The organism is Nostoc sp. (assembly GCF_036919595.1).
In the GTDB taxonomy this organism is placed as follows: Bacteria; Cyanobacteriota; Cyanobacteriia; order Cyanobacteriales; family Nostocaceae; genus Nostoc.
In genome coordinates this window covers 18,603-37,358 of the sequence record NZ_JBALCO010000117.1, presented here as the reverse complement: position 1 = coordinate 37,358, position 18,756 = coordinate 18,603, and the positions used below count along the sequence as shown (strand labels likewise).

The window sequence follows — 18,756 nt, the reverse complement described above, 5'->3', positions numbered from 1 at the left end:
AGAAAACGCTACTAATATACTTAGCGTTATAAAAGCTACTGCAAAACAAAAATGATTTTCCTTAGTTAAGAAGTAGCAATTGCTACTTCTTAACTAATCAATAATTTAAAAATCATAAAATACACAAGATTTAACAAGCTTAAGAAAAATCTAAGAAAACTATAAAGTAATTAATAAAAGAATTTAATAAGCATATCTCTCCTTGCGGCGTGGATTAGCAATGGTATCATTCGGGTATTACAAAAAGTAAAGGGCAATTTTACTATGACCAAAGCACCTGTTGCTCCTGTGGTGCTAGTCATTTTAGACGGATGGGGCTACTGCGAGGAAACGCGAGGAAACGCTATTGTTGCTGCTAAAACTCCAATCGTGGACAGTTTATGGGCAGCTTACCCGCATACCCTCATCCACACCTCAGGAAAAGCTGTAGGGTTGCCAGAAGGTCAAATGGGCAACTCGGAAGTTGGTCATTTGAACATTGGTGCTGGGCGAGTTGTACCGCAAGAACTGGTACGCATCTCCGATGCAGTCGAAGACGGTTCTATTGCCTTAAACCCAGCACTCGTCAAAATTTGCCAGGAAGTTCGCTCTCGGAATAGCAAGCTGCATCTAGTCGGGCTTTGTTCTGAGGGAGGGGTACATTCGCATATCACCCATCTATTCGGACTACTTGACTTAGCCAAAGACCAGCAAATTCCAGAAGTTTGTATTCACGCCATCACCGATGGTCGTGACACCGCCCCAACTGACGGTGTAAGAGCAATCACACTGCTGCAAGATTATATAGATCGCACAGGAATTGGGCGCATAGTCACCCTCAGCGGTCGCTACTACACGATGGATCGCGATCACCGCTGGGATCGGGTCAAACGCGCCTACGACGTGATGACTCAAGATAGTGTTGGTAATGGTCTCAAGGCTGTGGAAATCTTGCAAGCATCTTACGCCTTAGGGATAAAAGACGAATTTGTTAACCCAATCCGAATTGCTCCAGGCGCGATAGAACCAGGGGATGGGGTGATATTTTTTAACTTCCGCCCCGATCGCTCCCGACAACTGACTCAAGCTTTGGTCAGTCCGACGTTTAACGGTTTTGAAAGACAGCAAATCACACCGTTGTCCTTTGTCACCTTTACGCAGTACGATTCAGACTTACCCGTGGCTGTAGCCTTTGAGCCTCAGAATCTTAGTAACATTCTGGGAGAAGTGATAGCCAATCATAGTCTGAAGCAGTTCCGCACTGCCGAAACAGAAAAATACGCCCACGTCACCTATTTCTTCAATGGGGGATTGGAGGAACCTTTTGCTGGAGAAGACCGAGAACTGGTAAGCAGTCCGATGGTAGCGACTTACGATCATGCCCCAGCCATGTCAGCAGCAGCAGTTACAAATGTAGCGATCGCTGCGATTCAAAAGGGTACGTATTCTCTAGTTGTGATTAACTATGCCAACCCAGACATGGTAGGTCATACTGGTCAAATCGAAGCTACCATTACAGCAGTTGAAACAGTTGATCGCTGTTTGGGACGCCTACTAGAGAGCGTTATTAAAGTTGGCGGTACAACAATTATTACTGCCGACCACGGCAACGCTGAGTATATGCTAGATAATGGGGGTAATCCCTGGACAGCTCATACCACCAACCCAGTCCCCTTTATCTTGGTGGAAGGAGAAAAAGTCAAAATCCCTGGATATGGTACAAATGTCGAACTGCGAAGCGATGGCAAGCTATCCGACATCGCTCCCACAATTCTAGAGATTTTACAGCTGCCTCAGCCACCAGAAATGACCGGGCGATCGCTGCTGAAAACAGCAGAATATGAACTGCAACGCACTCGCACCCCTGTGCAAGTAGGGCTGTAAAAAAGTTAGGAGTTAAGAGTAAGGAGTTAATAATTAAAAGTGAAGAGTGATGAATTAAGACTTTCCTAACTCCTAACTCCCAACTCGTAACTCCTAACTTCCCACCCTGACTCCTCTTTTTTAAAACTTTTTATAAATGAGATTCTTACCATGACAGCTACTAATATCGTGCAAGGCATTTGGGCATTTTCCGCCACTGGTTTAATTATCTTGGTTTTACTGCATAGCCCCAAAGGTGATGGCATTGGAGCCATTGGCGGACAAGCCCAGCTATTTAGCAGTACCAAGAGTGCAGAAAACACTTTAAACCGAATTACTTGGGCATTGACAGTAATTTTTCTCGGCTTAACAGTAGTTTTAAGTGCTGGTTGGCTGCCTAAATAAGGATAGGTTAATGGGGAAAATAACCCAACACCCGATACTTAACATCCTAATAAATTTAATTTCACGGCGGTTAATTACAGCTCTTGCCTTGTTTATTGGCACAGGGCTGTTAATCATTTTTACAAATCTCCAGTCGAGCGATGGGTTTACAATAATACTAAAATCTGTATATTCAGGCTTAATAATCTCTCTCCCTCCCTCATCTTCCCCAAAACCCCATTCCTTACCGCCCACACTTGTACAGTGGCAAGATAGCACTAACAGTGGTGACTACTTTTCCCAAATCACAACAACCCAAGTTGGTTATTTGGTCTGGTCACAATTTCCCGTTCAAGTTTACGTAGAACCACCAAAAGCCATCAGTGAAAAACAAGCTCAAGCATGGGTTAACGGTGTCTTGCAGGGTGTGCAAGAATGGAGTACTTATTTGCCTTTGATAGTAGTCGAACAGCCAGAAATTGCTGATATTACAATTGTGCGAAAAGCGCCACCTCTACAAATTTCCCCTGGTAGTAATATACCCCGGGCGCGATCAGCACAAACTATTTACGAGTTATACACCAGCAACAAAGTTTTATCCCACCGCTTCACCATCTTTTTAAGCCCCAGTCAAACAGGTGAGTATCTCATTGCAGCCGCCCGCCACGAATTTGGTCATGCATTGGGAATTTGGGGCCATAGTCCGCTACAAACCGATGCACTATATTTTTCTCAAGTTCGTAACCCGTCGCCTATTTCTGCCAGAGATGTAAATACTTTAAAACGGGTTTATGAACAGCCAACCAGTTTAGGATGGTTTTTGGTGGATAATTCAAAGATTAATTGATCAATATCATCACTTATAAGAAAGTGGACTTCGTTTGTGTAGTAGTGAATTCTATTCGCCCAATACTGTTTCAAACATCCTCTAAGCTCTGCGACTTAGTGGTAGAGGTCGCTGTGCTAAAACTTCTTTATAAAGTTCTTCGAGTAGACTAATATTCTTACTAAGGGTATAGCGGTCTAATACACGCTGTCTGGCTTTTTGCCCCAGTAAGGTTGTTAACTCCGGATGGTCTTGCAACACTGGCAAGAGGGTTCTTAATTGCGATCGCGCTGTTTTGGTACTAATAACTACACCTGCGCCCTTTTCCAATACTTCTCCATCTGCACCCACGTCTGTTGCTAAACAAGCCAACCCACATGCCATTCCTTCTAACAGAGATAGGGACAAACCCTCTACCAATGAAGGCAAAACAAAAACATCTGCGCCCCGCAAAATTTCGATGCGTCGGTCTTCATCAGCAACAAATCCCAACCACCTAATGCCGTACTCTGAGCCAAAAAACGGCTCTAAAGAAGACTTCAAAGGGCCGTCGCCAACAATTAGCAACTTACTACCAAGCCCCATTGCAGACTGCTTCCAAGCCCGGAGGAGGGCTTCGACATTTTTCTCTGGTGCTATTCGACCCTGATAGACAAACAAGCGTTCGGCTTTAAATTCTGCTTTGACTTTAGAAAGTCCTGGAGAATACTTGGCGGTATCAACACCGTTAGGAATTACGGCAATATTTTCTTCTCTCACGCCCATCCGTGCCAATAATTCTCGCTGAATTTGGGAAAATACAATCACGCGATCATAATTAACTAAAAAAGGCGCGTAGAGCTGATAAGCCAAAAGTTGTGTTCCCGATATCAGCTTTGCCCCCTTGCCAGCAAACGGTGTGTGAAAAGTGGCAATTAGGGGCAACCTCAGTTCCTCACAGATTTCCGGTAGAAGAAAGTCTAAAGGAGATAGCGTCAATGAAGCATGGACTATATCTGGCTTGATTTCCCGCAGCGACTCCGTTAAAACTTTGGTGGCTTTAAAAGTGGGAATTGTATAAACCTGGGACTTGTAAATGAAAGGGAGGGAAACCTCTCGAAGATTTGGCCAATTGTCAGGTTCAGACTCTTCCTGGGCGAAGTGAAGAAAGCTAACTTGATGTCCCCTATCTAGTAAGGCATTTGTAATTTCTCGACTATAGGTGACATTCCCGCAAAAGGGTGATTTTTTTCCAATCCAGGCTATACGCATTCTTTATTTAGCTGTAAGAAAAGCGGGTTTAATCTATTACTTGTGTGTCCTTTGTGATTTTTATTTTATCTAGCTATACTTGCTGGTTTTTTTTATTCTTACAGATTTTCACCACAATATAGTTTAAGCAGCCTATTTTAAGCTGATTAAACCAGTGGATTTATGGCTTTATTTCTTCTACTTATAAGTTGTTAATTTATGATATTTAAACAACTTATTCTGACTAATGTCAGATTGATATCCCGCAAGTATGTGATAAATTTTCACTGACCACAGTTTACCATGAACACAAAAGCTTTAAGGAAATTAGTAATTACTTCAAGGTAATGAATAATAACTCCTGTTAGCTAATAACTACTTATGTGAGTTATACCAGGTTAATATACCTCCTGAAAAGACGATCGCTGCTAATCCCAAAAAAACTACCTGTAATCCCAAAAAGGTTTCTGCTACACCTGTTAATGCCAAAGGTAAGGAGAGAGCAATATTAATTACATTGTTCTGCAAGCCAAAGACTTTACCACGCATTTCTGGAGGTGTTTCTGTTTGAATCGCTGTTTGCATGGGAATACCTACTAGCGCCCCAAAAATACCCAATAGCGCTACTAGTAACAGGACTAGCCACAATTGGGTTGTAAATACTGATAGACCAATCAGGGATGCTGCCATGCCCATACAACCGCACAGACTTAGTTGCCTATAGGAGAAGCGTTGACCAAATTGACCGAGAATTGTTGCTCCAGCAGCAATGCCAACACCGCCAGATGCTAGTAAAAAGCCGAACTGGGAGGCTTTCATGTTAGGAATTATTTCTGCCATGCGAACAGCTAGAACAGTTAATGCTGCAAACACAGAAAACAAGATAATCAGCTGAAGCAAAGCATTGCGGACGCGATGATTTGCTTTGAGATAGGCAAAACCATCCCGCAAGTCAGAGAATACATGAGGGAATTCTGTATCGGGGTCGTGGTGTTTTTCGTTAGTTGCCAAGAGGAATAAAATTATTCCTGCGATCGCATAACTACCACCTACTAAAAGTTCTTTGCCCAAACTACCATTACCACCAATTTGCAGCCAAAGTCCATCAGCGATCGCTAACAATGGTTCCCCGACGGCAAACCCAACAATCACCGATGCCATCATCGTTGTCGTGTAAAGCGAATTTGCCGAGAGCAAATGCTGTTCTTCTACTATCAAAGGAATTGCCGCCTGTTCTGCAGGTGCAAAAAACTGCGTCAGTGTGGAAACTAAAAAAGTCACACCCAGGATGATTAAAAAACCCACTGGCAGCACTCCTATGGGTTTCCAATCATGAGTTAACCACAGCAGGAAGGGAATTGACAAAACCAGGATGCCGCGCCAAATATTCGTTGCCACTAGCACAGCCTTTTTCGACCAGCGATCAACAAACACACCAGCAACGGAACCAAACAATACGGCTGGAATAGTAAAAGCCATCATCAAGACTGATACCCAACCACTAATACTCTGATTACTTGCTTGAAACTGAGTATTAATCAAGGCAATCATCAGCACCAAATAAACTTTATCTGCTAGTTGGGAGAAAACTTGACCACCCCAAAGAGCCAGGAAATTAAGGTTTTTAAATACGGGCAAAAACCCCTTCTGTTTGACATTTCCTAAAACAGCTTCTGAACCTGAACCAGAGCCATCTAATTTCGGTGGTTCTTTTTCTGGGGGAGAGCCTGCTGGCAAACTTTGCCCGTTGGCATCTACCTCAGCAGTGGTTAATTTGTCCTCAGATTGTGTTTCTGATTGATTATGAACATCAGTTTTTGGAATCTCCTCTGTCCAACTTTGCTCGTTTTTAGAAACGTCTTTTGGAGACATTTCTTGGCTATTGATTTGACTAGGTGTGCAGTTGGAAACGGCACTCAAGTGATTCTTGACTGGAGGATCTAATGCCCCATTCTGTTTTTTGACAAGGCTTGGTGACAAAGGCAGGATTTTTTTATTTAAATCAGACGGTTGCATCATGGTTGGCAGCAAAATAAGAGTCGAGCAAGGTAGCAGAGCGAATAGGGCGACCTAATTGATACTGAGCATACTGGCGCAAAATCTGCTCAACAGACAACCAGTTATGATCTCTAGCACCATCAATTTGCATTATCTCTGGTTGTGACAGATGTTGAAGCAAAGTCAATTCCATAGCACCCAGACGACTAGAAATCACAGGTATTTCTTGCCGATGCACAACAACTGTTTGGGAGCCAGGTTTTGGAGGTGATGGGATAATAGGGTGATTGGGTGATGGAGAAAAAGATGAATTCCTTTGTATCCCCCTCTTGCTTTCTCCCTCTGTTCGTAAACGTTCCCAAGCTTCTAAGCAAACCGCTCCACCCGCAGGAATGCTAAATCCTACCTGCCAGTTAGGGTCTGTAAAGTCTGGCTTAAGGGGGCCCCCAGATAGACAACAGATTTGCACTTGTGGTGTTAGTCCTGCTAAGGCTAAAAGATGAAACACCCCATGAACCAGATGAGCCAAAACACCAGAGGCATTTGCATTAGACAATGCCTCCAACCGATGGAGATGTTCATTGAACAACTCATAAAGTTCTTCTTGGGGTTGTTCGCTCAAAGCTTGACACAGGACTATTTCTGCTAAATACTGACTAGCAGCCAATTTTCCCAAATCTTTAGCTAAACCAGGATAAGTTTTTAACGTCTGTGCTTGGGTAATTTTATCAAGTGATCGCCCTTTCGCGATCAATAGTTCATTGACAACAAACATACCACTCCTGCCGCCCAGGCTTGAGTTGTGCTTACGTGCCCCTGGAGCCACTGCTCGAATCAGTCCCAACTCCGGTGTCAAAATCGTCACTATTTTATCTGATTCTCCCAGCACCTGGGTTTTAAGATTAATTCCGGTTGCTTTGTAGGTTCTACTCATTAGTAATTAGTCATTAGCCAATCAATTTTGGATTTGGGATTTTAGATTAACCCCATACTCAAGGTAGGGGCTTGCGAAAGGAATGCAAGGATTTTAGATTTTTCCATAGTTGAAACTAGTTGCTCTCAAACCAGGTTTAAATTTTGAATCCTCAATCCCTTCGCGTGACGCTCGAATACTCGCTACCGCTGCGCTAACAGCAGTCACTCATGGGGGAAACGCCTAAGACCCTTACGGGTGACGCTCGAATACTCGCTACCGCTGCGCTAATGCCAGTCGCTTCTCCCAAGGGGAGACGCTGCGCGAACAAGTCGGGAAACCGCAAGGGCGCGCTAGCTCACCGCGCTGCTTCACCAAAATCCAAAATTTAAAGTCTAAAATTGGTCATTGGTCATTAGGTTAGGACAAAGTAGAAATGACATAGACGTGCCCGCAGTTTCCCGCAGGGTAGGACGAGAAACAAATGACTATTCACCCTTTCCCAGGTTATCGCGCTGGCGGATCAAATCGATACCGCGAGATGTGCCTAATCTAGTAGCACCAGCTACGATTAAGTCTAGAGCTTGATTGATAGTATGGATACCACCCGAAGCCTTAATTCCCACACTTTCTTTTGCCAATTCCTGCAAAAGTCGCACATCTGCCACTGTTGCACCACCATTCCAACCTGTACTAGTTTTTAAGAAAGCCGCCCCCGCCTCCATAGCTATTTCAGCAGCTATTTTTTTCTCCGCATCTGTCAACAGGTTGGTTTCCAAAATTACCTTGACAGTTTGCCCAGTCTCTTCACAAATTTCGGCAATTTCCCGGTGGACTTCTTCAGTTTTACCAGCTTTCAACCAGCCCAAGTTCATTGCCACATCCAACTCAGTGGCCCCATTTTCTGCTGCTTCTTGAGCCTCATACAGCTTGACTGCTGAAGTCGTTGCACCAGAGGGAAAACCAATCACCGTACAGACTTTTGGGTTCTTGCCGTGGAGGAGTTCGACTGCTTGTTTGACATAGGCGGGATACAAGCAAACCGCCGCAAAATTGAATCTGTATGCTTCTTCACACCACTGCTTAACCTGCTCTGGAGTAGCCGTTGGCGTTAACAGGGCGTGATCGATAAATGGCGCAATATCAATATCTGCATAGTCTGCTGCCATCGTGTCTTCTGCCAGTAGTTGATTATTAAACTTTATAAAAAATTAAAACATTTCTTATATATATATATTAAACCACATTTATTACGAGTTTATTCTGAAAACAAACTGTTGACTTATTTGGGATGTGGGCTTTGGATATTTTCCGTAATTACTGTAAGTCTTTAAGTTGACATTAGGCATAGTAAGGTTAGGAATATCAACAGCATTTTTCACGCAAGTTCCTAAGAAGTCAATAATAGTTTTAGCTAAAGCCTTCGATGCCAAATAGGGGACGCCATTACCAATAGTTTTAAACATATTCGTGAGCGACATATTCTCTGGAAGTACAAAATTTGCAGGCAAAGATTGTATGGCTAAAGCTTCCGCCACAGATATTCGCCGGATTTTGTAGGGGTGCAAATGTACTTCATTATTTCCATAGCAAGCTGTCGGAGAGTAACGCCATCTGTGCAGACGCTTGAAAGACTTTTTAGAATCATCTCCTTCATCAATAGCAGCAAATCTTGTGATCCCTGCCCTTGGTTGAAAACAGTTTTCCGCATTGGGATGCTTCAACACGTTATTTTTTCTAAACCAGTATTCTACGGTGAGTTCTTGAGGGATGCCATCAGGACAAGGCATTATGGAATTTTCTTGGAATGGTTCGCACTTACGCCAAGGATAAGCAAAAACCTTTTTTTGAGGATATAAAATGTGATTTACCCAAGGAAAATATCCCTCAGGTAGTAACTTTTTCCTACCGACTTTTATTCCTATATCCTTGATAAAATTATTTCGGAAACCAATTAGAATAATTCTTTCTCTATCCTGGGGTACACCATATTCTATAGCATTAATTAACCGTTCTGTTAATATATAGCCTGCTTCCAGTAATTGTTGCTTGAGCGATTCAAAAAATAAACGGTGCTTTGTCGTTTTCCACAACCCCTTAACGTTCTCAAATAAAAAAAAATCTGGAAGATTGCGGCAAATTAATTCAACGTAAGAAGCGGAAAGCTTGCCATTATCTCCTAAACGTCCTCTATTTTTCCCGCCAATAGAAAAATCAGGACAGGGAGGCCCGCCAATGAAGCCCACAATATTATTAGATTTGCGGCAGTCTTGTACTAACTCCCGGAAGTGTTGTGTTTGTAAACTTTCGAGAAGTTGCGTGACATCTCCTGCTTCTCCGTCATGATACCCGTATTCTGGCAATGGGAGATTGAGAACCTGCCGTGAATAGCGGTATGCTGCCATGAATGAGGAAAAAATTTCATTGACGTAAACAATATTAAAACCACTGGTTTCAAAACCTAAATCTAGGAATCCTGAACCAGCAAAAAAGGAGAAAATACAAGGGCGATCGCTCATTGAATAACTAATATTGTGAAACGGTTTTAATTCATATCGAAAAACATAGGGTTTATACTTACGTACCAATTAGAAACTAACACTTCAAATAGTGCTCAGGATAGTAAAAAAGATTTACAGATTCCCTAAGTATTTCATATCCAAGTTTACTCAATCTTTAAGAAAAATCCCTGACATAAAAAGAGTCTGAAGTCACAATTAAATATAGGAGTTTCCAAGCTCCAAATCATGTTTAAGACAAATATTTGTCATTAAATAAAAAACCGGGTTACTTCGGACTAATTTTTTATGCGGATTTTAATTTACTCCTACAACTACTATCCAGAGCCAATTGGTATTGCCCCACTGATGACCGAATTAGCAGAGGGACTAGTGAAGCGTGGGCATCAAGTGCGCGTAGTCACCGCTATGCCCAACTACCCTGAGCGTCAAATTTACCAGGAATATCGGGGCAAGTGGTATGTCAACGAATACAAAAATGGCGTTCAAATTCAACGTAGTTACGTTTGGATTCGTCCCCAACCCAACCTATTAGATCGGGTATTACTAGATGCTAGTTTCGTTGTCACTAGTTTTGTGCCTGCCCTGATCGGTTGGCGCCCAGATGTTATTCTCTCAACATCGCCATCCTTGCCAAGCTGTGTACCAGTCGCTCTTTTAGGATGGTTACGCGCTTGCCCTGTAATCTTAAACCTACAAGATATATTACCAGAAGCAGCAGTTCACGTTGGTCTACTGAAAAATAAATTGCTTATACAGTTATTTACAGTGTTGGAAAAATTTGCTTACCACACTGCTAGTAAAATTAGCGTCATCGCCGATGGGTTTGTGGACAATTTGCGATCCAAGGGCGTAAAAGCTGACAAAATTGTGCAAATTCCCAACTGGGTTGATGTAAATTTTATCTGCCCTTTGCCTAAAGAAAATAACCCTTTCCGCGTAGCACATAATCTGAATGGCAAATTTGTAGTACTTTATTCTGGTAACATTGCCCTAACCCAAGGCTTAGAAGGCGTCGTCAAAGCTGCTTCTGAGTTGCGCCATATCCCAGATATTGTTTTTGTCATCGTTGGAGAGGCAAAAGGTTTACAGCGATTGCAACAGGAATGTCTAAACTGCGGCGCAGATAATGTTTTGCTACTGCCATTTCAACCCCGCCAACATTTGCCACAAATGTTAGCAGCTGCTGATGTTGGCTTGGTAGTGCAAAAGAAAAATGTTGTATCCTTCAATATGCCGTCAAAAATTCAAGTGCTACTTGCCAGTGGAAGGGCCTTAGTTGCCTCTGTCCCTGACAATGGTACAGCAGCAAAAGCTATCAGGCAAAGTGGCGGCGGAGTTATCGTTCCTCCAGAAGATCCTCGAGCTTTAGCAATGGCAATTTTAGATTTGTACAAAAACCCCGAAAAAGTTAAAACTCTAGGTTATAAAAGTCGTCAATTTGCGGTTGAACACTATGCTTTTGAGCAAGCTTTAAATCAGTATGAGTCGTTGTGTTACTCATTGACGGTAGATCGTAGAGCAATTCAGTCTACAACAGTTACAGTATCGAGAGCAGAAAGCCCATGAGGATGTAACCAACTTAGAAAGTCGCAATTGTACCCTCACTATCTAAGATAGCAACAGATTTTGAGGGTGGTTAATTCGGGAGGTTTAAGTCAAGAGCAGTTGTATTGTAGTTTTTAGTAGACAGCCGAAAGTATATATGTGACGTTACCTGCAAATTATTAGTACAGCATGGTGGAAAAAATTATCCAGAAGACAGCAAGGCATTAGCTTCTGACCTGAGGCGGAGTGTCTCCAGCTTTGCTCAATCTCTCTCACCTGCTATCTGACTTTTTCCGTTAAGTCGTGAAACAACGAAATAGTAAGGGTTTCAAAAAATAAATATTGTCAATAAGTTAAAATTAATGACAATAAATCACGATATAATAGGGCTTTGGGCTAGGGGTAGAGTAAGCGATCGCTCAATTAAGGAGATAACGGGAAAAGTCAGCACTTGCTACCTGGTTTGAATCTAGAGTTTTCTTCTTAGCTGACTACTGAAAGTATCCCACCTCTTTGAGAGTAATTAGGTGAGTTACTTCGTTTCTTGTAACTCGAGTTTTGTTCCGTTTGAATGCCACCTTTTCACCGAGTTTTTGGACAACGTAAGTATGTCGATAAAAATCTTCATACCACCCTTTTTTTTCTTATACCCTTTTGGGACTTCCAGCGCATAAAGCCTAATTTCGCTGGTTTGTAGTAACGGTGATTCAAGTAGTGACTTAGATGAGAGTTATCCATAAGGACTTACTTACGGGACACCACTTTTAGGCTAGTAGCTCTTTTTGCTTTTATCCCCGCTCCACCAATTGAGGGCTAGTCTCTACAGTGGAAGATATGTTTTAACTCCTACGTATAGAAGACAGGGCTTGTCGTTTTCTAGGGTACTTACGCTCACTTGTAAGGTTATGAAGTTGTCATCTACAAGGGATTAAAGTGCGAACTCAATCCTAATGAATTACCCTGTAAAAGCCAGTCATCCCCCGATTGCTCGGTTTATACTGAACGAATCGCACTTGAAAAGCTGCATAATAACCATCCGCAACTGCTGATTGCTGATGTCGAAATATAAACAGCCAATTATCAAACCAGCTTCCATAGACACCTATTTTTTTGTTAGTATTCAAAAAAACCTATTGACACATTTTCAGATCAATTGTTTGTTGTTTGTAAGTAAATGTAAACAATTGTTTCAAAAGAAAGAAAGCACATGAGGTTTAATGACTGATTATTTCCAAGGAAATTTCCCATTACAATCTGTCCCACTGACGAAAAGTGTGGTAAAGAGCCACGCCCAAACTGAAGAGACGAGCGCAAAATTAGCTGCAACAATAGCAGAAGCTGCATCAGACCGCAAAGCGGGTGAGATTTTATTGCTCAAAGTAGCAGAGGTATCTTACCTAGCTGATTACTTTGTAATGATGACTGGCTATTCTAAGGTGCAAGTAAGGGCGATCGCTCAAGCAATTGAAGGAAAAGTCGAAACTGAGTTGCAACGGCGTCCTATAAGGACAGAAGGAAAAGTCGAGGGGAGTTGGGTACTACAAGACTATGGTGATGTGATCGTTCACATTATGATGCCCAAGGAACGGGAGTTTTATAATTTAGAAGCGTTCTGGATTCATGCAGAGCGTATTTCCCTTCCAGAATCTGATGAGGGTGAGGGTAAGCCAACATGATTAGGTCTTCGGTTTCAAATTGCCCAGTTCCCACAGACCAACAACCGCTCAATGAGTACGAAGAGCTAAAAACTTCCTGGCTGTTTCGTGATAGCACTTTAAATTGGCGCAAGTATATCACGAAAATTGTTTGGATTTGGAGTTTATCTTGGCTGGTAGCAGGACCTGTCGCTGCGGCAAGTTTTCCTCCCCATAAGTATATTGCACATTTTATCGTTTGTGGTGCAGCAGGAGCGAGTGTCGGAGTAGTGCTGGCACTGGTAAGGTTGTACTTAGGCTGGTTTTACGTGTGCGATCGCCTTTGCAGTCCCACAGTATTTTATGAAGAGTCCGGCTGGTATGACGGCCAAACTTGGACGAAGCCACAGGAAGTCCTTAACCGCGATCGTTTAATTGTGGCATACGAAATCAAACCTATTCTGCGGCGGTTACAATTTACCGTTGCTGGCTTGGCGGGAATGTTCGTTATTGGTACGATAGTTTGGCATTTGTTTTAAAAGTTAGGAGTCAGGAGTTAGGAGTGATTAATGAAGAGTCCTGAGTACCGAGTACTGTGTACTGAGTTAAAATACCGCCTATACCGAGCGGTGCATATACTGAGAGCATCAAAATGAAGTACTTTTTACTTTACTCAGGACTCAAAACTCACCAGTGAGTTTGGTTAATAATTCATAATTCTTAACTCCTAACTCCTAACTAAAAAAAAGGTGATAAATATAAACCCATGACAATGGGAAAACGAACTCAAGCCACAGCACTGGAAGTCCGGTTGCTGCGGGAAGGTATTATTGAATCCAAGCATATAGTCCAGGCTGTTGTATGCGACGAACGGGGACGGGTTCTAACCGTAGCTGGAAATTCTGAAACTGCAACATTTATTCGTTCAGCGCTTAAACCATTTCAGGCACTCGCAGTCACCACCACGGGTACACTGGAGCGCTATAACCTCAGCGATCGCGACTTAGCAATTATCACAAGTTCCCACAAAGGAAGAATAGATCAAGTCCGACAGGTATTTAACATCCTTTGGCGGGCTGATCTTGATCCGACTATACTTCAGTGTCCAATTCCTGAAGGTAAACGCAGTCCTCTGGAGTACAATTGCTCTGGTAAACATGCGGGAATGTTAGCCGTTTGTCAGCAGCGCCATTGGCCCTTGAATAACTACTTGGATCGCAAGCACCCAATACAGCAGTTGATTTTGGGCAAAGTAGCAGAGTTACTGCGAATGCCAGCTGAAGAATTTATCAGCGCTCATGATGACTGTGGCGCACCGACTTATCTGATGCAACTCGGTCATATGGCGTCTTTGTATGCGTTGCTAGCCTCTAGTACCAATTTGGATATGGAGCGCATCGTCCGTGCTATGACTCATCACCCCGCTATGGTAGCAGGAGATGGAGAATTTGATACGGAACTAATGCGCTTAACTCCAGGGGAACTGGTCAGTAAAGCTGGTGCCGAAGGAGTCCAGTGCATTGGTAGACTCGGTGAAGGGATGGGATTGGCAATCAAAGTCATGGATGGGGCAAAACGGGCAAAACATGCAGTTGCTATTCACTTACTCCAACAAATGGGTTGGATTAGTCCCAGCGCCGCCGAAAGCCTCTCTGAAAAGTTTGTGACTTTGGGAAAATACAAGCGTTTAGAAGTAATTGGAGAATTATCATTTTTGTAGTTGCCAAACTCTTGACTATAGGTTATGCTATAAAAGTTAAGAGCGACGCGGGATAGAGCAGCCTGGTAGCTCGTCGGGCTCATAACCCGAAGGTCAGTGGTTCAAATCCACTTCCCGCCACCAAATAAAAGATAAAACAAAACCCTACAATCAATAAAGATTGTAGGGTTTTGTTTTATTTTGATCTATTCTGGAAGAAATAGCCATCCAAAAAGCGCGGAGAATCATGGTTGTGAAGTTGCAGCGACCAATTTTAGTGGGAGGATTGGGACTGTCCTTCTCCCTGTGGATGTTACAAAGTTGGCATCATTCTATAGTGCAGGTGGGTGAGTTTGGTTTATTGAGTGCTTTAGCTATAAGCGGTAGTTTGTGGTTATTCCAGCAAAATCGCCCGAAAGACAGTTTAGAGCAGCGAGATGGTATGCTCGTGGATCGGGCGGCTGGGGAAAGTGCGATCACTAAAACTGAAGCCGTAATAAACCAACTGGCACAAGAAGCAGAAAACCATCTGGCATTAGAGACACTCAGAGAACAAGTTGCCCAATTATTGTTGGAATTAGACAGGCAAGAAATTAAAGTGGCTGTGACTGGCGGGAAATCCGTGGGTAAAAGCACTTTAATTCAAATGCTAAAGCCAAATGTAGAGACACGGAATTTAGTGTCTTTAGAAGAGACAGCACCTTTATTTAAAGAAGTAAGTGACAATTCAGATGCAGCTATTTTGGCAGAAGTGGCAAAATCTGATTTTGTTCTGTTCCTGACAAACGGTGATTTGACAGACTCAGAATTTCAAACTCTACAACAGCTAAAAGTAGTAAATCAGCCTACAATCCTGGTTTTCAACAAACAAGACCAGTATTTAACCGATGAAAGCGCTAGCATCTTACTGTCATTGAAACAGCGGATGCAGGGAAATGTAGTTGCAACTGCGGCCTCTCCCATTGCCATCAAAGTCCGAAAGCATGAGGCTGATGGTTCTGTACAAGAGTGGATGGAACAACCAGCACCAGCTATCCAGCAGCTGACGCAGCAGTTGGACGAAGTTTTGGCACAGCAAGGACAACGGCTGGTTTGGGTAACTACCATCAGAAAAGCCGGGTTATTGAAAGCTGAGGCGAAAAACTGGCTGAATGCAACCAGACGCGATCGCGCCACCCCAATTATTGAACAATATCAGTGGATAGCTGCTGCTGCTGCCTTTGCTAACCCAGTACCAGCCCTTGACATCCTAGCGACTGCGGCAATTAATGCTCAGATGGTAATGGATTTGGGTAATATCTATCAGCAGAAGTTTTCTCTGGAACAGGCACAAACCGTAGCTGGAACAATGGGAAGTTTGATGCTGAAACTGGGTTTAGTTGAACTTTCTACAAAGGCGATTAGTACTGTTCTTAAAAGTAATGCCGTTACCTTTGTTGCTGGTGGTGTGGTGCAAGGAGTAAGTGCAGCTTATCTGACTAGAGTAGCAGGATTAAGTCTAGTTGAGTATTTCCAACAGCAGGAAATAGCGATAGATTCCGGGACTGGTTTAAATTTGGAGAATTTGCGGCAAACTTTGCAAAAGGTATTTGGGCAAAATCAGCAAATTGGTTTTTTGCAGGGGTTTGTTAAGCAAGGTATGAAGCGTTTGTTGCCAGAGGTGCAGCCGATTGAAGTAGTTGGTATTCAGAAGGCAGTGGGTTAAGTTCACGCAGAGGCGCAGAGTTTTTCTTAGCATCTTTGCGCCTTTGCATTAGGCTGAAAAATAATTATTTAGGTTTTGAAACCAGCGCTTTTAATATTGTTTATGTCAAAGACATTTTCTCACAATTCATGCCAGTATATTGCCATTTATGCAAGGATTCACTTTTTGCTTGTTAAGCAGAGGATGACACTTACATGGTACTGCAAACCTTAAATACACCCCAAGGGGTGTATTTAAGAATTCTCGTGATTGGAGTTACCAAAAAATTGTGAATAAAGGTAGTTAGCTAAACAGCACCACTGTTTCTCTTAAACAGAATAGCTATAGTTTTGAAAATTAGCTTTAAATCGTACACCAAACTCCAATTTTTTTGATACTGCAAATCCAGACGAATTACATCTTCAAAACTACGAACTGTAGAACGCCCATTTACTTGCCATTCGCCAGTCATACCGGGTTTTACATCTAAACGTTGCCACTCCGGTACTTCATAGCGTTCCACTTCATCAGGTGTAGGTGGTCGGGTGCCTACTAAACTCATCTCTCCTTTAAGGACGTTCCAAAATTGGGGTAGTTCATCAAAGCTCGTTCGCCGTAAAAAGCGCCCTACCTTGGTAATTCTGGGGTCATTCTCATTTTTGAAAAAGGCACCTTGCACTTGGTTTTTGACTTCAGATTTCTTCGCTTCCGCATCCACACACATGGAGCGGAATTTCCAAATTTCAAACCGCTTCCCCATCCAACCACAGCGGGTTTGACTAAAGAAAATGGGACCAGGATCATTAATTTGAATAGTGATCGCAATCGGAATAAATAAGACTCCTGTAATTAATAAACCGATCACTGACCCTACAATGTCTAATAACCGTTTCATCCAAGATGCCACAGAAGGGTGAGTAGTGGGTAACTGCTCTACTTTCCGGGAAGTTGTCTTCCGAATATCTACTAAATCTTCTTGTTCTATTAGCGATACCTCATCCACAAGCTCTAAAGGAAAAACTTGATCCAATCCCGTGAGTTTTAGGACTGCCATTACCTGAGGTGTTACATTCTGCAGTGTTAATGCAATCCCTTTAGACTGGGCGTATTTAAAATTACTTACCAGGGCACCTAAACCACTACTATCCATAAAAGTAGTTTGGTGAAAGTCAATAACGATTTGCTTAGGATGTGAATTGGGTTGGATTAAGCTTTGGCAGGTTTGTTTAAAACCTAAAGCCTCCAGCACACTCAACCGCGTGGGCACCTGCATTATAGCCGTGTCATTTAGGAAATTAACTGGAAAATCGACCTCTGTCGGTTGGCTAGTCATGAAGCTTTGCACTTTCGTTGCCATGTATAATGTAATCTACCAAACATTATTTTGTCCTATAAAATTACTTAATCTAACATTGGAATCAGTAGTAATAAGGACTAATTGCTATTTACCGGGGCTGAGATTGGAGATCGCTAGCGACGATTCACAATAGAACAAGAAGCCAAAAAACATCCTTGCTGTTGTGCTAACGCAGCGCGATCGCGTTGCTCTGATCAAATGATTCCTAAAACTACGGTTACACCTACTGCACGGCTAGTTGAGGTCTTTTCTGCCATTCAAGGGGAAGGACTGAATGTAGGGACGCGTCAAATATTTATTCGTTTTGCTTTGTGTGATTTGCACTGTTACTTTTGTGATAGTGTCCACACTTGGAATGCACCTGCTACTTGTCGGATAGAGCGATCGCCTGGATTGCGCGACTTTGAAATCCACTCTAACCCTGTCCCATTACCCATATTAATCGAATGGGTGGAACAGCAAAATCTACCTTGTCTACACGATAGCATTAGCTTAACTGGAGGCGAACCACTTCTTCATGCCCCATTTTTAATGCAGTTTCTCCCCCAAGTGCGAGCCATAACTGGTCTACCTATATACTTAGAAACTGGCGGACATCGCCCAGAACAACTGGCGATGATTCTCCCCTACTTAGACTCTGTGGGTATGGATTTCAAATTGCCCAGTGTCAGCGGTGAAAGTCATTGGCAAGAACATGCTAAATTTCTCCAATTATGTCATGATTCATATTTAAATGTTTTTGTCAAGATAATTGTGTCTCAAAACACAGATCCAGCTGAGTTGGAGCGTTCAGCTTTGCTGGTGGCAGAGGTTAGTCCAGATATCTCAGTATTTTTACAACCTGTTACGCCTTTGGCAGCATCTGAACAATTCTCCCCAATACCTGTACTTGCCCCTACGGCTGATCAAGTTTTGACGTGGCAAGCTTTAATGAAGGGGTTTGTCAAGCAAGTGCGTGTGATCCCTCAGACGCATAAAATGCTAAACCAGCTGTAAAATTTAAGTTTGATAAAGATGTAGTCAAGAAAAAAGTAAGATTTTATGAAATAGGGATTGAACTGCTGCTAATCAAGGAGGCAGCAGCCCCCTCAATAAGCAATCTAGTTATCTCAATCAAAAGAC

Annotated in this window: 16 protein-coding genes and 1 tRNA gene; 10 read left to right on the top strand and 7 right to left on the bottom strand. The window is 42.7% G+C overall.

The features are described 5' to 3' along the window. Positions 1-264 precede the first annotated feature (264 nt). The 3 genes from gpmI (at position 265) to V7K21_RS17775 (ending at position 3,073) form a co-directional block, all read left to right on the top strand. On the top strand, positions 265-1,863 hold the full coding sequence (gpmI, locus tag V7K21_RS17785) for a 2,3-bisphosphoglycerate-independent phosphoglycerate mutase (RefSeq protein ID WP_335176415.1): 1,599 nt from the start codon (positions 265-267) through the stop codon (positions 1,861-1,863). Positions 1,864-2,013: 150 nt separating this feature from the next. After that, on the top strand, positions 2,014-2,247 hold the full coding sequence (gene secG / locus V7K21_RS17780) for a preprotein translocase subunit SecG (RefSeq protein ID WP_012410686.1): 234 nt from the start codon (positions 2,014-2,016) through the stop codon (positions 2,245-2,247). A gap of 10 nt (positions 2,248-2,257) precedes the next feature. Further along, complete coding sequence (locus tag V7K21_RS17775) at positions 2,258-3,073, top strand: peptidase (protein ID WP_335176412.1); 816 nt, start codon at positions 2,258-2,260, stop codon at positions 3,071-3,073. A gap of 81 nt (positions 3,074-3,154) precedes the next feature. Here V7K21_RS17775 and V7K21_RS17770 read toward each other — a convergent pair whose 3' ends face one another. The 5 genes from V7K21_RS17770 to V7K21_RS17750 all read right to left on the bottom strand — a co-directional run bounded on the left by V7K21_RS17770 (position 3,155) and on the right by V7K21_RS17750 (position 9,712). Then, entirely contained in the window at positions 3,155-4,303 is a 1,149-nt protein-coding gene (locus V7K21_RS17770) for a glycosyltransferase family 4 protein (protein WP_335176410.1), read from the bottom strand. A 354-nt stretch (positions 4,304-4,657) separates the two neighbouring features. Further along, positions 4,658-6,298, bottom strand: coding sequence for an MFS transporter (locus V7K21_RS17765; protein ID WP_335176450.1), 1,641 nt, complete (start codon positions 6,296-6,298; stop codon positions 4,658-4,660). After that, complete coding sequence (gene recO, locus V7K21_RS17760) at positions 6,285-7,214, bottom strand: DNA repair protein RecO (RefSeq protein WP_335176408.1); 930 nt, start codon at positions 7,212-7,214, stop codon at positions 6,285-6,287. Before recO ends, V7K21_RS17765 begins: the two co-directional genes overlap by 14 nt. A gap of 467 nt (positions 7,215-7,681) precedes the next feature. Beyond that, positions 7,682-8,362: a deoxyribose-phosphate aldolase gene (gene deoC / locus V7K21_RS17755; protein WP_335176406.1), complete on the bottom strand. Its 681-nt coding sequence runs from the start codon at positions 8,360-8,362 to the stop codon at positions 7,682-7,684. A gap of 81 nt (positions 8,363-8,443) precedes the next feature. Next, positions 8,444-9,712 carry a DNA cytosine methyltransferase gene (locus tag V7K21_RS17750; RefSeq protein ID WP_335176404.1) on the bottom strand — a complete coding sequence of 423 codons (1,269 nt, stop codon included), beginning with the start codon at positions 9,710-9,712 and terminating at the stop codon, positions 8,444-8,446. 288 nt (positions 9,713-10,000) lie between these two features. Here V7K21_RS17750 and V7K21_RS17745 point away from each other — a divergent pair, with 288 nt between their 5' ends. Then, positions 10,001-11,281, top strand: a complete 1,281-nt coding sequence (locus tag V7K21_RS17745) for a glycosyltransferase family 4 protein (RefSeq protein ID WP_335176402.1) — start codon at positions 10,001-10,003, stop codon at positions 11,279-11,281. Between the two features lie 926 nt (positions 11,282-12,207). Here the strand turns inward: V7K21_RS17745 and V7K21_RS17740 are convergent. After that, a complete protein-coding gene (locus tag V7K21_RS17740) occupies positions 12,208-12,384 on the bottom strand; it encodes a hypothetical protein (protein WP_335176400.1) in 177 nt (58 codons plus the stop codon). Positions 12,385-12,477: 93 nt separating this feature from the next. Between V7K21_RS17740 and rsfS the strand changes: the two genes are divergently transcribed. The 5 genes from rsfS (at position 12,478) to V7K21_RS17715 (ending at position 16,298) form a co-directional block, all read left to right on the top strand. Then, complete coding sequence (gene rsfS, locus V7K21_RS17735) at positions 12,478-12,936, top strand: ribosome silencing factor (protein ID WP_335176398.1); 459 nt, start codon at positions 12,478-12,480, stop codon at positions 12,934-12,936. Beyond that, entirely contained in the window at positions 12,933-13,433 is a 501-nt protein-coding gene (locus V7K21_RS17730; RefSeq protein WP_273768532.1) for a CGLD27 family protein, read from the top strand. The genes rsfS and V7K21_RS17730 overlap by 4 nt, the downstream gene beginning before the upstream one ends. Positions 13,434-13,660: 227 nt before the next feature. Then, the gene (locus tag V7K21_RS17725; RefSeq protein ID WP_334961887.1) at positions 13,661-14,614 is read left to right on the top strand and encodes an asparaginase; all 954 of its coding nucleotides are present in this window, start codon (positions 13,661-13,663) and stop codon (positions 14,612-14,614) included. Positions 14,615-14,660: 46 nt separating this feature from the next. Beyond that, positions 14,661-14,737: transfer RNA gene (locus V7K21_RS17720), tRNA-Met, on the top strand. Between the two features lie 103 nt (positions 14,738-14,840). Further along, entirely contained in the window at positions 14,841-16,298 is a 1,458-nt protein-coding gene (locus tag V7K21_RS17715; RefSeq protein ID WP_335176396.1) for a YcjF family protein, read from the top strand. 286 nt (positions 16,299-16,584) lie between these two features. Here the strand turns inward: V7K21_RS17715 and V7K21_RS17710 are convergent, their stop codons facing one another. Continuing rightward, a complete protein-coding gene (locus V7K21_RS17710) occupies positions 16,585-17,634 on the bottom strand; it encodes an anti-sigma factor antagonist (protein ID WP_335176395.1) in 1,050 nt (349 codons plus the stop codon). Between the two features lie 198 nt (positions 17,635-17,832). On the opposite strand from V7K21_RS17710, the gene V7K21_RS17705 reads away from it, so the two are divergent. Next, a complete protein-coding gene (locus V7K21_RS17705; RefSeq protein WP_335176393.1) occupies positions 17,833-18,630 on the top strand; it encodes a 7-carboxy-7-deazaguanine synthase QueE in 798 nt (265 codons plus the stop codon). Positions 18,631-18,756: the final 126 nt, after the last annotated feature.

Coding starts and splice junctions, on each gene's coding strand:
- gpmI (WP_335176415.1), top strand. CDS start 265: ATGACCAAAGCACCTGTTGCTCCTGTGGTGCTAGTCATTTTAGACGGA.
- secG (WP_012410686.1), top strand. CDS start 2,014: ATGACAGCTACTAATATCGTGCAAGGCATTTGGGCATTTTCCGCCACT.
- V7K21_RS17775 (WP_335176412.1), top strand. CDS start 2,258: ATGGGGAAAATAACCCAACACCCGATACTTAACATCCTAATAAATTTA.
- V7K21_RS17770 (WP_335176410.1), bottom strand. CDS start 4,303: ATGCGTATAGCCTGGATTGGAAAAAAATCACCCTTTTGCGGGAATGTC.
- V7K21_RS17765 (WP_335176450.1), bottom strand. CDS start 6,298: ATGCAACCGTCTGATTTAAATAAAAAAATCCTGCCTTTGTCACCAAGC.
- recO (WP_335176408.1), bottom strand. CDS start 7,214: ATGAGTAGAACCTACAAAGCAACCGGAATTAATCTTAAAACCCAGGTG.
- deoC (WP_335176406.1), bottom strand. CDS start 8,362: ATGGCAGCAGACTATGCAGATATTGATATTGCGCCATTTATCGATCAC.
- V7K21_RS17750 (WP_335176404.1), bottom strand. CDS start 9,712: ATGAGCGATCGCCCTTGTATTTTCTCCTTTTTTGCTGGTTCAGGATTC.
- V7K21_RS17745 (WP_335176402.1), top strand. CDS start 10,001: ATGCGGATTTTAATTTACTCCTACAACTACTATCCAGAGCCAATTGGT.
- rsfS (WP_335176398.1), top strand. CDS start 12,478: ATGACTGATTATTTCCAAGGAAATTTCCCATTACAATCTGTCCCACTG.
- V7K21_RS17730 (WP_273768532.1), top strand. CDS start 12,933: ATGATTAGGTCTTCGGTTTCAAATTGCCCAGTTCCCACAGACCAACAA.
- V7K21_RS17725 (WP_334961887.1), top strand. CDS start 13,661: ATGACAATGGGAAAACGAACTCAAGCCACAGCACTGGAAGTCCGGTTG.
- V7K21_RS17715 (WP_335176396.1), top strand. CDS start 14,841: ATGGTTGTGAAGTTGCAGCGACCAATTTTAGTGGGAGGATTGGGACTG.
- V7K21_RS17710 (WP_335176395.1), bottom strand. CDS start 17,634: ATGGCAACGAAAGTGCAAAGCTTCATGACTAGCCAACCGACAGAGGTC.
- V7K21_RS17705 (WP_335176393.1), top strand. CDS start 17,833: ATGATTCCTAAAACTACGGTTACACCTACTGCACGGCTAGTTGAGGTC.